A 14,709-nucleotide genomic window follows, 5' to 3' on the forward strand; every position below is an offset into this window, starting at 1 on the left:
CGGACAAAAAATGGGGCTGCCATCTTTTGAATATTTGTAGTCCGTGGGTGTCCGTGTCGTCCGTGGCCAATAATCCTTACCTGCTCACCTTGAAACGCGAAGGTGCAGTGTCTATCCCTGGCAGGTCTTCGGACTCAGGGGCGTGAACCTGTTGGTTCGGCCTTGCGTGGCGACTTCCCGGCGCTTGCCAGTGTCTTGATGCCACGCTCGTTCCCCAATACCGCTGCGCGTCAGTTCCGGATTCTCACCGGATTCCCGACTACCTTTATGTCTGAAGTGATCAGAGAATGATCACAACATATGGTAGTCAACCAAGGATTTGGTCACTATATACGGACTAATAGCCACTGACAAGGCACTTTATTGCAGGCCCGCTGTCTGCCACTGCAGTGGCCCGAAAACAAAAGGACAAGTCTATGAAGCGTTCATCACTGGCAGTCACTGCATGGGTGTTGGCTCTGCTATTGGCCAGCCCGGCGATGATGGCGCAGGCGCCTTTACTGCAACCCTTCTCCACCATGAGTTCATTATCTGATGGTTGGGAACCTCTGGAATTTCCCAGAATCGACCGGCACACGCGCTACGAGCTGGTCACGGACGACGGTGTTCAGGTGGTCAAGGCGACTGCTGATAACAGCGCCTCCGGCCTAATTGCCCGATTGTCGTTAGAACCCGGCGAATCGCTGATTCTGCGCTGGCAATGGAAGGTGTCCAATGTGTTCGACCAGGGTGATGCCCGGAAAAAGTCCGGCGACGACTACCCGGCGCGAATCTACGTGGCCTTTGAATTTCAGCCCGACAAAGCAGGCTTCTTTGAACGGGCCAAGCGCAAAACCGTGGAGGTGATGTTTGGCGAGTCCCTGCCGGGTAATGCCCTGAACTACATCTGGGCCAACCGGCTACCAGAGCAATCCATTGTCGCCAATGCCTTCACCGACCAGACCATGATGGTGGCGGTCAATTCCGGCCCGGAGCAAACCGGGGAGTGGGTCACCGTGGAACGGGATATTGTGGCGGATTACCGGGAAGCGTTCGGGGAGAACCCCCCGCGCATTGTTGGCGTGGCCATCATGTCGGATGCGGATAATACCGGTGAACGGGCAACAGCGTGGTATCGGGATCTGGTGCTTGAGCAGCCCTGAATGGCGTATCGAAAAAAGGCCCCGTATCGGGGCCAAACACGTGAAACGTCGAATCGGTTGTCAGTGGCTGATCATCCACGGCCGCATCGAGGGAAACATTTTCTTACCGTCTGCGGTGTAGAACAGCATGGATTTGCCCGGCTTCGGTGAGCCGCAACCACAACTTCGGCTGTGTTCCTTGTCGTGTGCCCTGCGATCGGCAGTCGAAAACACTGGTTCGTGTTTCGAGCGCTCGTTCCGGTCCTGAGCCGATCGTTTGGCCGGGTCCATGGCGGCAATCTCCGGGGGCAGCACTATGACTCGGGGTGACAGCGCCTGACAGGTCGGGCACTCCGCCGGCTTGGCACAGTCTTCCATGGTGGCCAGCTGGTGGAACAACCCGTGTTCCCGACATTTGTAGTCATACACAGGCATGTCGGTTACTCCTTGTCTTTCGACAGGGGCACGTCCATGCCGCCACTGACTTTCTTCTGTGGGCCATCCGCTGACGGGTTGATGTCGAAATCAAAGATGCCGGTTGGCAGCCAGAGCGTTGCACAGGCGTTGGGAATATCAACCACACCGCTGATATGCCCCTCCACCGGCGCACACCCAAGGATCGCGTAAGCCTGTGCCCTGCTGTAGCCGAACTTGGTCATGTATTCGATGGCATTCAGGCAGGCCTGGCGATAGGCCACATGCACGTCCAGATAGTGCTGGCCGCCCTCTTCATCCACCGAGATGCCCTCAAAGATCACATAATCGTCGTAGCGGGGCTTGATGGGGCTGGGCTTGAACACCGGGTTCTTGATGCCGTATTTTCGCACGCCGTCTTTGATCAGGTTCACCCGCAAGTGAATCCAGCCGGCCATTTCGATGGCCCCACAGAACGTAATCTCACCATCACCCTGGCTGAAGTGCAGGTCGCCCACAGACAGTCCCGCGCCGTCTACGTAAACCGGAAAATACACTTTGGAGCCACGGGAAAGATCCTTGATGTCGCAGTTGCCACCATGCTCCCTCGGTGGCACGGTTCGCGCGGCCTCAGCGCCAGCCGCCTTGGCCGCGTCCCCTCTCATCTGGCCCATGTGGGCCGTTTCGCCGTTAGGCAGAGTAGCCAACTCCGGCACACGGTCAGGGTCCGTTGCTACCAGGCCCGCTTCCCGCTTGTTCCATGTATCCAGAAGTTCCTTGGAAGGCAGGCAACCAATCAGCCCTGGATGTATCAACCCGGCAAACTCCACGTTAGGAATGTGCCGGGACTTGGTGAACATGCCGTTGAAGTCCCAGATTGATTTCTGGGCTTCGGGGAAATGTTCCGTCAGAAAGCCACCGCCGTTCTGCTTGGAGAAGAAACCGTTGAAGCCCCACTGGCTCTCCTCAAACGTACCTATGTCCAGAATGTCGACTTCCAGCAGGTCACCCGGCTCTGCGCCTTCCACACCAATCGGACCCGACAGGAAGTGCACCTGGCTGAGATCCACATCGCGCACGTCGTCGGCGCTGTCGTTGTTCTTGATCTGGCCGCCGGTCCAGTCGTAGCACTCCACGATGAAGTCATCGCCGGGTTTGACGGTGGCCACCAGGGGAATGTCCGGGTGCCAGCGGTTGTGAATCTTGTCGTTCTCGTAGGCAGACTTGTTCAGATCGATCTTGATGATGGTTTCAGCCATAACGGGCGCTCCTTGGGTTTGGCTTGCACGGTTAAGTCACAGCTTTACTATCGGAGATCCCGCGCCGGGCAGGTATTCGCGAAATGGCCCCGGTGCCTACGTCATTCGACGTATTGGCGAACGCTGACCGTGTGTTTATCCACATCGGCCTCAAACCGCTGGCACTCCGGATGGGCCAGCAACGCCCGCGCAACCGCCGGCTCCAGGCGCTGGCGAAACGCCCGTAACATCTCCCGTGCGCCATAACGGCTGTCGTAGCCTCGGCAGAGCTCCCGGCGCAGGTTCTGGGACAGGGTCAGTTCTGCATTTTTTCGGGCCAGGCGTTTGTTCAGCCCCGCCAGCTCGATATCCAACAGCGCGTCCAGCCAGTTGTCGGTGAGGCTGTTGTAACTCAGTATCTGGTCAATCCGGTTGAGAAACTCCGGGTCGAAATGGCGCCGAAGCGCGGCATCCCGAATGGTTTCGCCAGAGCCGGGTGACAGCCCCAGCCATCGCCGCCAGCCTCGCTGATAACGGTGATGGTGAGCCTCCGCCTCCAGCGCGCCGGCGTTACTGGTCATAAAGATCAGGGTATTGCGGAAGTCGATTTCCCGATTGCCGGAGGGGAACACCAGCCGGCCAGTATCCAACACATTCAGCAGGGTGCGGACCACTTCTTTGCTGGCCTTTTCAATCTCGTCGAACAGCACGATGCCGGGTTTGCTGAACGAGCCCTGAACCTTGTCCAGATCGAACAGGCTATGGCCTTCCTTGCTGCCCACGTAACCCGGCGGTGCGCCGGTGAGCGCCGCCGAATAATGTTCCTGTGCCAGGGTATTCATGTCGATGCGGCACAGGCCATCGCGGTGGCCATGAATGGCCTCGGCAATCAGCCTTACGGTCTCGGTTTTGCCCACACCGGTCGGGCCAAGAAACAGGTGCACCGCCAGCGGCCGATTGTCCTCACCGATGTCGGCTTTTACCCGCACCAGCATCGACTCCATCGCCGTGAGCGCCTCGTCCTGGCCCACAATGTTTGCTCGCAAACGGGCCATCACAGCCTCAGGCTCGAAGCGAAACCGGGAAGCACGAACCGGGCCTGAGGCGGCCCGGTTCTTGTCATTGGTCTCCCGGTTGGCTTCCAGCCGTTCATTGATAAACGGCATCTGTGCCTCCCGGGCTTAAGCCTCTGCGGATTTTTCCTTACCGTCAAACGGCAGCTCGCCCACCGGGCACTCAGCCGTGCCCACGGTTTTGCGGGTCATGGCTTCGACATTCTCCTGCGCCTTCTGCGCATCCATCACCCAGGTGCGGTAGAACTCAAACGGGCAATCGGCAATGCCCTTGTCGCCGTCACCGGAGGCATGCACACCGGTGTAGCCCCGGTGCAGAAGCTTGAACAAGTGGTTCTGGGACTGGTCGTTGGCCCGGGCATCACGAATCTGGCTGACCGAGAGCTGGGCGTACTGCACCCCCATATCCTCCTCACCGCACTCACCCAGGGTGCGGCCATCAAAGCCGATGATAGCGGAGTGCCCGAAGTAGGAGTAAACGCCATCAAAACCACTGGCGTTGGCCACTGCCACATAGCAGTTATTGGCCCAGGCCATGCTCTTGGCCATCATGATCTGCTGCTCCTTGGCCGGGTACATATAGCCCTGGCAGCGCACAATCAGCTCCGCACCCTTCATGGCACAATCCCGCCAGATCTCCGGATAGTTGCCATCGTCACAGATGATCAGACTGATCTTCATCCCCTTGGGGCCCTCAGTCACATAGGTGGTGTCGCCGGGGTACCAGCCCTCAATCGGACACCAGGGAATGCACTTGCGGTACTTCTGAACAATCTCGCCTTCATTGTTGATCAACACCAGCGTGTTGTAAGGCGCCTTGTTGGGGTGATCCTCATGCCGCTCCCCGGTCAGGGAAAACACCCCCCAGGTATTGGCCTCACGACACGCCGCCGAGAAAATCGCCGTCTCGTCGCCTGGGATGGCTGCAGCGGTGTCCATCATCTCGTCGTTGTCGTACATGATCCCCATGGTGCTGTATTCCGGAAACACCACCAGATCCATACCCGGCAGCCCCACCTTCATACCTTTGATCATGTCCGCAATCTTACGCGCGTTGTCCAGCACCTCGGCCTTGCTGTGCAGCCGAGGCATCTTGTAGTTCACCACCGCCACACCGACGGTATCGTTACTGCTGGAAATATCACCATGTCTCATTCTGCTTGCTCCTCACCGCATAGCGGTTGTCACCCATGTCCGGGCCGATGGGGCGGGGGCAGCCTTCCGAAACCGTATGCGCCAGGGATGGCGCATCCGAGCCTACATGGACGTATTCACGGCGTGTTTCGGAAGGCTGCCCCCGCCTCAGCGGCTTGCACCAAACCCCAGAATTAAACAGCCAGATAACTGGCAATCTTGTCCTGATCCGCCTCCTCCCGAAGCTCCTCGTGAACAATCTCCCCCTTCTCGATCACCAGAATCCGGTCCGCCGCATCCATCACAAAACTCAACACCTGCTCCGACACCACAATCGACAACCCTCGCTCATCGCGAATCCGCCGAAGAGTCTTGGCAATGTCCTTGATGATGTTGGGCTGAATACCCTCGGTTGGTTCATCCAGCAGCAACACCTTGGGCCGGGTGGCCAGCGCTCGGGCAATCGCCAGCTGTTGCTGCTGTCCACCAGACAGGTTGCCGCCCCGGCGATGCAGCATTTCCTTCAGCACCGGAAACAGCTCATAAAGATCCTCCGGTATCTTCTTCTCGCCCACCGCCGCCAGGCCGGTCTCAATGTTCTCCTTCACGGTAAGAGTCGGAAAAATCATCCGGCCCTGGGGTACGAAGCCGATCCCTGCCCTCACCCGCTGGAAACTCTTAAGGTTGGAAAGATCCGCACCATCCAGCAGGAGCTGCCCACCTCCGGTCGGCGTCATACCCACCAGGGACTTCATCAACGTGGTCTTGCCCATACCATTGCGGCCAACCACGGCAACGATCTCATTCCTGCCAATCTCAAGGTCCAGGTTCTCAATGATGTTGCTCTGGCCGTAGGCCACCGAATGTTGTTTGACGCTCAGCATGATCAATGCCCCAGGTAGACTTCGATGACTTTCGGGTCCGACTTCACGTGCTCGATGGACCCCTCCGACAACACCTTGCCCTGGTGCATCACCGTTACCCGGTCAGCAATGTCACCCACAAACTGCATATCGTGTTCGATCACCAGAACCGTGTGTTCATGGGTAATCACTTTCAGTAATTCGGCAGTTTTCTTGCGCTCCACCACCGACATGCCCGCTACGGGTTCATCCAACATGATCAGCTTCGGCTTCTGAATCAGCAGCATGCCGATCTCAAGCCACTGCTTCTGACCATGACTGAGCAGAGACGCCGGCTGCTCAAGCATGTCTTCAAGAAAAATGGTCCGGGCAACCGCTTCAATTTCCTCCACCACCGCAAGATCCCGCTTGAACGCCAGGGCGCCCATCACCGAGTGGCCCTGCGGATAAGACACTTCGAGATTCTCGAACACGGTGAGGTCCTCGAACACCGAGGGGGTCTGGAATTTACGCCCAACCCCAGAATGCACAATCTGGTGCTCTTTCATCTTTGTCAGCTCCCGCCCCTGGAAGCGAATGGAGCCTGACGTGGCCCGGGTTTTCCCGCAGATCAGGTCCAGCACCGTGGTTTTTCCGGCGCCATTGGGGCCGATGATCACCCGGATTTCGTTTGGGTCCAGGTAGAAGGACAGGTCGTCTACCGCTTTAAAGCCGTCGAACGATACGGTCAGTCCCTCTACCGCCAACAAAAAGTCCTTACTTTTGCTTTTGGCTGCTTTCATCAGGATTTCTCCGGGCTGTACTGGTCAATCATCGAGTCGTAATTACTGGCCTTATCCTCCAGATCCTTGGTGTTGGCGGGCGCGGTTGCAGCGACGTTTCGGCCCTCAACAGAGCCTCGCTTTCGCCGAAACAACCGGTCTTCCAGGGGCATGACATAGGTCTGATACAGACCGGCGAGGCCGTTCGGGAAGGCCAGAACAACACCGATGAACAGCGCACCCATGGCGAAGGGCCAGAGCTCCGGGAAGGATTCGGAAAAACCGCTCTTGGCGGCATTCACCAGCAGTGCGCCGTAGACCGCACCAAGGATGGATAGACGGCCACCCAGTGCGCAGAAGATCACCATCTCGATGGATGCCACGATGCCGATGAACGAGGGCGACATGAAGCCGACGCTCAAGGTAAACAGCGCGCCGCCGATGCCGGCAAAAGCCGCCGCCAGGCAAAACACGAAGATTTTGAAGGCGGCCACGTCATAGCCCGAGAACCGCACCCGTGTTTCCTGGGTATTCATCGCCACCAGGATTCGCCCGAGTTTGCGCTTCTGGATCAGGCGGGCAGCGAACAGACAGACGAACAACAGCGCAACCGTTACGAAGTAGAGGGCCGTTTTCGCTTCATCGGTGCGGATGTCCCAACCCATCAGGGTTCTCAGGTCGGTGATGCCGTTGATGCCGCCGGTGTAACCCTGCTGACCAATGATCAGGATGGTCAGGATGGCCGCGATGGCCTGGGTGATGATGGCAAAGTAGACGCCGCCCACGCGCCGGGTGAACATGGCAACGCCGATAATGAAGGCCAGCAGAACCGGCACCCCGATCACGGCAATCAGGGTGAAGGCAAAACTGTTGAACGGCTCCCAGAACCAGGGCAAAGCGGTGATCTGATTCCAGTCCATGAAGTCCGGGATGCCGGGCGTTGACTGTATGGCCGTGGCTTCCGGCGTTGAGGCCTCAAGCTTGAGGTACATCGCCATGCAGTAGCCGCCAAGCCCGAAAAAAACGCCCTGTCCCAGGCTGAGAATGCCTGCTTTACCCCAACACATCACCAGGCCAATGGCCACAAAGGCGTAGGTCAGGTACTTGCCGACCATATTCAATCGGAAGGCATCGAGCATGACCGGCAAAACAACCACCAGTAACAGCGCCAACGCCAGGTAGTACAGCCCCTCTCGGGAGGTAAACCATTTAACAACGGGTGAGTCTTTCATGACGGTCTCCTAGCGACGAATCTTCAGGGCCATGAGTCCTTCCGGGCGCAGCATGAGAATGCCGACAACCACCAGAAGCGTGAGTACCTTGGCCATCGAACCACTCAGGAAGAACTCGAGGGTGGACTGGGCCTGGGATATGCCAAACGCAGACACAATGGTGCCAATCAGGCTCTGTGCACCGCCAAAGACCACCACCAGGAAGGTGTCCACGATGTAGGCCTGGCCGGAAGACGGACCGGTGGAACCGATCATGGTGAAAGCCGCGCCGGCGATACCCGCAATCCCGCAGCCCAGGGCAAACGTGGCCCTGTCGACACCGGCACTGTTGATGCCCACGGCTTCGGCCATGGGCCGGTTCTGGACCACGGCCCTTACCTTTTTGCCCCAACCGGACCGGTACATCAGGAAGTAAACGGCTATGGCGATGGACAGCGCGATGATCATCACAAACAGCCCGTTGATGGGCAGATCAACCATGTCGGTGACCTGGATTGATCCCATCATCCAGTCTGGCAGCGTGACCCCCACTTCCCGGGCGCCGAAAATCGTGCGGTAGGCTTGCTGGAGAATCAGGCTCAGGCCCCAGGTCGCCAACAGCGTATCCAGCGGCCGCCGGTACAGATGCCTGACCATGGCCCATTCGATAAAGGCCCCCAGCGCCGCGCACACCAGAAAGGCGAAGAGCATGGCGACGAAAAAATAGCCCCCGAACAGACCCGGCAGATAACTCTGAAACGCACTGGAGGTCAGGTAGGTGGTATAGGCACCGAGGATCATGAATTCCCCGTGGGCCATATTGATCACCCCCATCTGACCAAAAATGATCGCCAGGCCGAGTGCCATCAGCACGAACACTGAGAACAGGGACAGCCCGGCGAACCCCTGCATGGCAAATATCGACATCAATTCACTGGTGGTGTAGCCATCAAACATGACCCTTACTCCCTAGAGATAACGCACCCAACCGTTTGGAAAACCGGCGGCCGGCGCCCCTTGGCACCGGCCAGCCGTGCTTACTGGTAACCTTCCGGGAAAGGATCTGGCTCCATCAGGTCTTCTGTTTCGTAGACCACTTTGTACTGGCCATTGCGCTGGGCGTTGCCGATACGGGTCTTGGACCAGAGGTGATGGTTTTCGTGGATGCGGACATAACCTTCCGGGGCTTTGGTGAACTCAATGCCCGGAGAAGCTTCACGCACTTTGTCGACATCGAAAGAGCCGGCCTTCTCGACCGCCATCTTCCACAGCCAGGGGCCAAGGTAGGCAGCCTGGGTAACATCACCGATGACCATGTCATCACCCCAGGCTTCTTTGAACGCGGCCACAAATTCCTGATTGTTCGCGTTGTCCAGGCTCTGGAAGTACTTCATGGAGGCATAGATGCCCTCCACGTTTTCACCACCGATGCCTCGGATTTCGTCTTCGGTCACAGAGATGGTCAGCAACAGCGGGCTTTCCTTGGTGAAATCAATACCAGCGGCTTTCATCTGCTTGTAGAAGGCTACGTTGGAGCCGCCCACGACCGATGCGAAAATAACGTCCGGCTTACGGAGCTTGATCTTATTGATCACCGAGTTGAACTGGGTATGACCCAGCGGGTAATACTCCTCGCCGACTACCTTTAATCCCAGCTTGTCGATGTGTTTGCGAGCGATTTTGTTGGAGGTGCGGGGCCAGATGTAGTCCGAACCCAGCAGGTAGAAGGTTTTGGCGCCCTTCTCTTCAACCGCCCAATCGATACTGGCCAGGATTTGCTGAGTGGCTTCCTGCCCGGTGTAGATCACGTTCGGTGATTGCTCCAGGCCCTCGTAGAACGTGGGGTAGTACAGCATGCCATTGAACTGTTCGATTACCGGCAGGATGGCTTTCCGGGAAGCGGAGGTCCAGGCACCAAAAATGGCCGCGACATTGTCCTGGCGCAGCAGCTTGCGGGATTTCTCCGCGAAGGTGGGCCAGTCACTGGCGCCGTCTTCCTGCACGAACTCGATCTGCCGGCCCAGCACACCGCCGGAGGCGTTGATCTGTTCAATGGCCAGTTTCTCGGCCTGTACTGAACCGATTTCACTGATCGCCATGGTGCCGGTGATGGAGTGCAGTATGCCAACCTTGACGGTGTCGTCTGTCACCGCAAGCCCGGTGGTATTCACCTCGGAGGTGGGGGGTGTGGCCGCCTGTGCCGATGTAGCCAGCATCATGGATGCTGCCAGCGTCATGAGCTTCTTGCGAAGCCCGGTTCCCTTGCCGAATGACCGCCCGTTGGCGGTTGAATCTGTCGTGCCCATGGTTATTCCTCGCAGTGTTGGTATGCCGGTACCGCACTTCAACAAACGAAGCACAGCGCCCACGACACACATTCTGCTCAGGCACTGACACAGAGCCCATTCGGCAATCACCCCAGCGGCCTACGTCATTTGACGCATTCCTGTCACGGGCTCAGCAGGCTAAAACGCGAACACGAAAGCAATAATGTCAGGCGCGATTCCTTATCCGCACCATCACATGGCATGGATCTTGTTCCAGCTGTCAAAGACGGTGCTGCCAACCCGGTAGTTGCACCAAAAAGTCGCGCTCTGTACCAGAAGGCAAGGCACTATGGCCGCAAGACAGAATATTTTTCGGGTCCGGCGTCGTTACAACCAGTGGGTTGCCAACCAGACCCTGGAGGACTACGCGCTTCGCTTCACCGCCAAGAGCGCCCGCCGTTGGTCGGCTGCCAGGGTCAGTCATACCGCCCTGGGTGCCATATCCTTTCTGGCCATGGAAGCGATCGGCGGTGCCATTACACTGCACTACGGCTTCGACAATGCCGTTGCGGCCATCCTGGCGGTCAGCCTGGTGATCTTTCTGACCGCCATACCCATCAGCTACTACGCAGCCCGATATGGCGTCGACATAGACCTGCTCACCCGTGGCGCCGGCTTCGGCTACATTGGCTCCACCATTACCTCGTTGATCTACGCCAGCTTCACCTTCATCTTTTTTGCCATCGAAGCGGCCATTATGGCCATGGCCCTGGAAATGCTATTCGGCATTCCTCTGGTGCTGGGCTACCTGATCTGTTCGGTGGTGATCATTCCTTTGGTTACCCATGGCATAACTACCATCAGCCGGTTCCAGGTCTGGACTCAGCCAGCCTTTATCGTGCTGCAACTGTTGCCCTTTGTTTTCATCATTTATGCCGATGCGTCATCGGTCAGTGACTGGACCCAGTTTGGCGGTGTCGGTGTATCGGAAGGTCAGGGTTTCAATGTGCTCATGTTTGGCGCTGCCGCCGCCGTGGTTTTCTCGCTGATTGCCCAGATTGGCGAGCAGGTTGATTACCTGCGTTTTATTCCCGAACCCCAGACGCCAAAGGATAAACGCCGCTGGTGGATAGCGGTGATGGCCGGTGGCCCTGGCTGGATTGTGATCGGGATGATAAAAATCCTGGCAGGCTCTTTTTTGGCCGTATTGGCACTGAATCAGGGCATTCCCGCCAGCGAAGCCGCCGATCCTACCCACATGTACCTGGTCGCGTTCAGTTACGTGACCCATTCCCCGGAAATCTCCCTGGCGTTCGCGGGTATTTTCGTCATTCTGTGTCAGATCAAGATCAACGTAACCAACGCCTACGCCGGCTCCATTGCCTGGTCGAATTTCTTCTCCCGGCTCACCCACAGCCACCCCGGCCGCGTGGTCTGGCTGGTGTTCAATGTGGCTATCGCGCTGCTGGTGATGGAACTGGGGGTGTACCGGGCACTGGAAGAGACGCTGGGGTTCTACGGCATCGTCGCCATTGCCTGGGTAGGTGCTCTGGTGGCCGATCTGGTGATCAACAAACCGCTTGGGCTAAGCCCCGCCCACATCGAGTTCAAACGGGCACACCTTTACGATATCAATCCGGTGGGTGTCGGGGCGATGATCACCGCCTCCCTGGTAGGTGTTGTCTGCCACTCCGGCGCGATTGGCCTCTATGCCCAGGCACTCTCGCATTTCATCGCCCTGGCGGTCGCCCTGGTCATGGCCCCGGTTATTGCCTGGCGAACCGGCGGCCGTTTCTATACCGCGCGCCCATTCACACCGATCGCTACCGATCACCAGCTGGTGCAGTGCAGCATCTGCGAGCACGGCTTTGAGCCGGAAGACGTAACCCACTGCCCGGCTTACGCGGGCACCATCTGTTCCCTGTGTTGCTCACTCGACGCACGATGCGACGATGTCTGCAAACCCGGCGGGGGCTATAAGGAACAGCTTCAGCTGTTCCTGGGCAAATTCGTTCCCGATTACCTGCTGGTCCGCCTGCGATCACGCCTCGGTCATTTTCTGAGTTTGTTGCTATTGATCAACGGCTTGTCGGGCCTGCTGCTATCTCTGATCTATTTCAAGACCCCAGTCGCGACGAGCGCGGAAGGCATCCTGCTGTCGGTAACGCTCTGGAAGGTCTTTTTCATTCTGGTCATCGTGACCGGTGTGATTTGTTGGCTGTTCGTTCTGGCCCACGAAAGCCGGGTGGTCGCAGAAGAGGAATCCCGGCGCCAAACCCGATTGCTGACCGAAGAAATTGTCGCGCACGAGAGAACCGATCAGGCACTGCAGCAGGCCAAGGAACAGGCCGATGCGGCCAACCTGGCGAAAAGCCGTTACCTCACGGGCATCAGCCATGAGTTGCGCTCTCCGCTCAATGCCATTCTGGGTTATGCCCAACTGATGGCGAACGACGACGACATCCCCGCCCACCGCAAGGAGGCACTGGGTGTGATTCATCGTAACGGCGAACACCTTGCCGATCTGATCGAGGGTCTGCTGGATATCTCCAAAATCGAGGCGGGCCGCCTGGACTTGCACCGGGACCAGGTGCGGATTGAAGTTCTGATGGAGCAGTTGGTCACGATGTTCCGTTTGCAGGCCGAGGAAAAAGGACTGGCCTTTGAATACCATTGCCCGTTGCCACTTCCCGAGCGGGTAACCGCCGATGAGAAACGTCTCCGACAGATCCTGATCAATCTGCTGTCGAATGCCATCAAATACACGGATCACGGCCGGGTGTGCCTGACACTCCGCTATCGGAGCCAGGTGGCAGAATTCACCGTGCAGGATACCGGTGAAGGCATTGCCGAAGCCGACATCGAACGGATCTTCCGTCCGTTCGAACGGGTTCGTTCCGCGGGGCAGAGCCGGATAGGAACAGGGCTGGGGCTGACCATTACCCGATTGCTGACCGAAATCATGGGGGGAGACATATCGGTTACCAGCACCCCCGGAAAAGGCAGCACCTTCAAGGTCAGCCTGATGCTATCCAGCCTGCATGAGGTTACCCCCCGCTCCATAACCGCACCTGCCCGGCGGATCTACGGCTACCACGGCACCCGTCGTAAAGTGCTCATCGTGGATGATGATCTGTCGCACCGCCAGGTCATTCGAGCCATGCTGTCGCCCCTTGGATTTGAAGTTGGCGACATGGGGAATTCCCTGTTGGTCTCACAACAGGTCAGCAGCGACCGGCCGGATCTGATCCTGCTTGATGTATCCATGCCTGGGCTTAACGGTTGGGAGATCCTTCAACAACTCAGAGATGCCCAACACCACATGCCAGTCATCATGATCTCCGCCGACGCCAACGAAGGCCAGCACTCACCGGGTTCGCCCCACCTGCATGATGGCTACATCATCAAGCCGGTTCGCCTGAATCTGCTGCTGGATACCATCGGCAAAGTGCTAAACATAGCATGGCGCTTCAAACCCAGCCCGGACCCGCTCGCTGCACTTGAGCCTCCGGCGCAAGCTGAACTGACGTTACCAGGATTCGAGGAATGCCAGGCTCTGATGTCGCTGGCCCGAATCGGTCACCGCAAGGGGCTGCTTGAGGCTTTGAACGAGCTTAAACACAGCGGCAAAGCTGACAGCCACTTCACAACCGAAATGACAAAACTCACCAACGAATTTCAGTTTGAGAAAATTCTTGCGTTACTTGAGGTACCCGAACATGAGTCTGCCTGAACAGAAAAAAACCGTGGTCATGGTCGTGGATGATGCTGTCGATTCGATCCGGATGATCAGTGACGCCCTGGAGGAAGCAGGCATGACGGTTCTTGTAGCGTTGGAAGGTGGGCAGGCACTTACTATCAGTCAGAACATCGTGCCAGACATCGTTCTTATGGACGCCCTGATGCCCCACATGGACGGCTTTGAGACCTGTCGCAGGCTGAAGGAAAATCCGGCGTTCGCCGACATTCCGATCGTGTTCATGACCGGTCTCAGCGATACCGAACACGTAGTGATGGGGCTTGGTTCCGGCGGAGTCGACTACATTACCAAACCCATCAATACCACCGAATTGCTGGCCCGGATGCAAGTGCATCTGGCAAATGCACGAATGACACGAAGTGCCCGCTCAGCACTGGACCGGGCCGGCCAGAATCTGTTCTCCGTCAATGCAAGCGGTGAATTGCTCTGGGGAACGCCCCAGGTTTACCGAATACTGCCGGGTAACGAAGACCCGGAACAGGAGTCCCTGCGAAAACAGATTGAAGTCTGGCTTACTCGCCAACCGGAACCGGGGCATGCCCTCCCCATCCGGCTTGCAGATACCCCGCGTTCCATCGAGTTCCTGGCGCCGATTGATGAGAGAGAATACCTGTTGAGGATTAAAACACCTCAGAACCCGCACAGTTCGGCGACTGCACTACGAGAGGCCTTTGAACTCACACTCAGAGAATCCGATGTGCTGTTGTGGATTGCCAACGGCAAAACCAATCGGGAAATCGGTCAGATTCTGGACATGAGCCCACGCACGGTGAACAAACACCTGGAACAGGTTTTTCGGAAAATGGGCGTGGAAAACCGGACGGCCGCAGCTGCAAACGCGATACGGGTGCTGGCCATCAGCTAGTG

General features: G+C 57.7%; 12 protein-coding genes and 1 riboswitch. Of the genes, 3 read left to right on the plus strand and 9 right to left on the minus strand.

Annotated elements, in window-relative coordinates; genetic code table 11:
- Positions 1–101 precede the first annotated feature (101 nt).
- Positions 102–300, minus strand: a riboswitch (cobalamin riboswitch).
- 179 nt (positions 301–479) lie between these two features.
- Entirely contained in the window at positions 480–1,142 is a 663-nt protein-coding gene (locus FIV08_RS19400; RefSeq protein WP_416376927.1) for a DUF3047 domain-containing protein, read from the plus strand.
- A 60-nt stretch (positions 1,143–1,202) separates the two neighbouring features.
- Here FIV08_RS19400 and FIV08_RS19405 read toward each other — a convergent pair whose 3' ends face one another.
- From FIV08_RS19405 to urtA, 9 genes are all read right to left on the minus strand, one after another.
- Positions 1,203–1,556, minus strand: a complete 354-nt coding sequence (locus tag FIV08_RS19405; protein WP_061333208.1) for an FmdB family zinc ribbon protein — start codon at positions 1,554–1,556, stop codon at positions 1,203–1,205.
- A 5-nt stretch (positions 1,557–1,561) separates the two neighbouring features.
- Positions 1,562–2,794 (minus strand): formamidase, encoded by a 1,233-nt coding sequence (gene fmdA / locus FIV08_RS19410; RefSeq protein ID WP_152439520.1) that lies wholly within the window; start codon positions 2,792–2,794, stop codon positions 1,562–1,564.
- Positions 2,795–2,895: 101 nt separating this feature from the next.
- Positions 2,896–3,939, minus strand: a complete 1,044-nt coding sequence (locus tag FIV08_RS19415) for an AAA family ATPase (protein ID WP_152439521.1) — start codon at positions 3,937–3,939, stop codon at positions 2,896–2,898.
- 15 nt (positions 3,940–3,954) lie between these two features.
- Positions 3,955–5,001, minus strand: coding sequence for an aliphatic amidase (locus FIV08_RS19420; protein ID WP_152439522.1), 1,047 nt, complete (start codon positions 4,999–5,001; stop codon positions 3,955–3,957).
- A gap of 173 nt (positions 5,002–5,174) precedes the next feature.
- Positions 5,175–5,864: an urea ABC transporter ATP-binding subunit UrtE gene (gene urtE, locus FIV08_RS19425; protein WP_152439523.1), complete on the minus strand. Its 690-nt coding sequence runs from the start codon at positions 5,862–5,864 to the stop codon at positions 5,175–5,177.
- Positions 5,865–5,866: 2 nt separating this feature from the next.
- Positions 5,867–6,625 carry an urea ABC transporter ATP-binding protein UrtD gene (urtD, locus tag FIV08_RS19430; protein WP_068351485.1) on the minus strand — a complete coding sequence of 253 codons (759 nt, stop codon included), beginning with the start codon at positions 6,623–6,625 and terminating at the stop codon, positions 5,867–5,869.
- The gene (gene urtC, locus FIV08_RS19435; RefSeq protein WP_152439524.1) at positions 6,625–7,836 is read right to left on the minus strand and encodes an urea ABC transporter permease subunit UrtC; all 1,212 of its coding nucleotides are present in this window, start codon (positions 7,834–7,836) and stop codon (positions 6,625–6,627) included. Before urtC ends, urtD begins: the two co-directional genes overlap by 1 nt.
- A gap of 9 nt (positions 7,837–7,845) precedes the next feature.
- Positions 7,846–8,772 (minus strand): urea ABC transporter permease subunit UrtB, encoded by a 927-nt coding sequence (gene urtB, locus FIV08_RS19440; protein ID WP_058090885.1) that lies wholly within the window; start codon positions 8,770–8,772, stop codon positions 7,846–7,848.
- 80 nt (positions 8,773–8,852) lie between these two features.
- Positions 8,853–10,121 (minus strand): urea ABC transporter substrate-binding protein, encoded by a 1,269-nt coding sequence (urtA, locus tag FIV08_RS19445; RefSeq protein WP_152439525.1) that lies wholly within the window; start codon positions 10,119–10,121, stop codon positions 8,853–8,855.
- A 310-nt stretch (positions 10,122–10,431) separates the two neighbouring features.
- Between urtA and FIV08_RS19450 the strand changes: the two genes are divergently transcribed.
- Positions 10,432–13,815 carry an ATP-binding protein gene (locus tag FIV08_RS19450; protein ID WP_152439526.1) on the plus strand — a complete coding sequence of 1,128 codons (3,384 nt, stop codon included), beginning with the start codon at positions 10,432–10,434 and terminating at the stop codon, positions 13,813–13,815.
- A complete protein-coding gene (locus FIV08_RS19455; protein ID WP_106694614.1) occupies positions 13,802–14,707 on the plus strand; it encodes a response regulator in 906 nt (301 codons plus the stop codon). The genes FIV08_RS19450 and FIV08_RS19455 overlap by 14 nt, the downstream gene beginning before the upstream one ends.
- Positions 14,708–14,709: the final 2 nt, after the last annotated feature.

Source organism: Marinobacter sp. THAF197a, from assembly GCF_009363275.1.
Classification (GTDB): Bacteria; Pseudomonadota; Gammaproteobacteria; order Pseudomonadales; family Oleiphilaceae; genus Marinobacter.

Coding starts and splice junctions, on each gene's coding strand:
- FIV08_RS19400 (WP_416376927.1), top strand. CDS start 480: ATGATGGCGCAGGCGCCTTTACTGCAACCCTTCTCCACCATGAGTTCA.
- FIV08_RS19405 (WP_061333208.1), bottom strand. CDS start 1,556: ATGCCTGTGTATGACTACAAATGTCGGGAACACGGGTTGTTCCACCAG.
- fmdA (WP_152439520.1), bottom strand. CDS start 2,794: ATGGCTGAAACCATCATCAAGATCGATCTGAACAAGTCTGCCTACGAG.
- FIV08_RS19415 (WP_152439521.1), bottom strand. CDS start 3,939: ATGCCGTTTATCAATGAACGGCTGGAAGCCAACCGGGAGACCAATGAC.
- FIV08_RS19420 (WP_152439522.1), bottom strand. CDS start 5,001: ATGAGACATGGTGATATTTCCAGCAGTAACGATACCGTCGGTGTGGCG.
- urtE (WP_152439523.1), bottom strand. CDS start 5,864: ATGCTGAGCGTCAAACAACATTCGGTGGCCTACGGCCAGAGCAACATC.
- urtD (WP_068351485.1), bottom strand. CDS start 6,625: ATGAAAGCAGCCAAAAGCAAAAGTAAGGACTTTTTGTTGGCGGTAGAG.
- urtC (WP_152439524.1), bottom strand. CDS start 7,836: ATGAAAGACTCACCCGTTGTTAAATGGTTTACCTCCCGAGAGGGGCTG.
- urtB (WP_058090885.1), bottom strand. CDS start 8,772: ATGTTTGATGGCTACACCACCAGTGAATTGATGTCGATATTTGCCATG.
- urtA (WP_152439525.1), bottom strand. CDS start 10,121: ATGGGCACGACAGATTCAACCGCCAACGGGCGGTCATTCGGCAAGGGA.
- FIV08_RS19450 (WP_152439526.1), top strand. CDS start 10,432: ATGGCCGCAAGACAGAATATTTTTCGGGTCCGGCGTCGTTACAACCAG.
- FIV08_RS19455 (WP_106694614.1), top strand. CDS start 13,802: ATGAGTCTGCCTGAACAGAAAAAAACCGTGGTCATGGTCGTGGATGAT.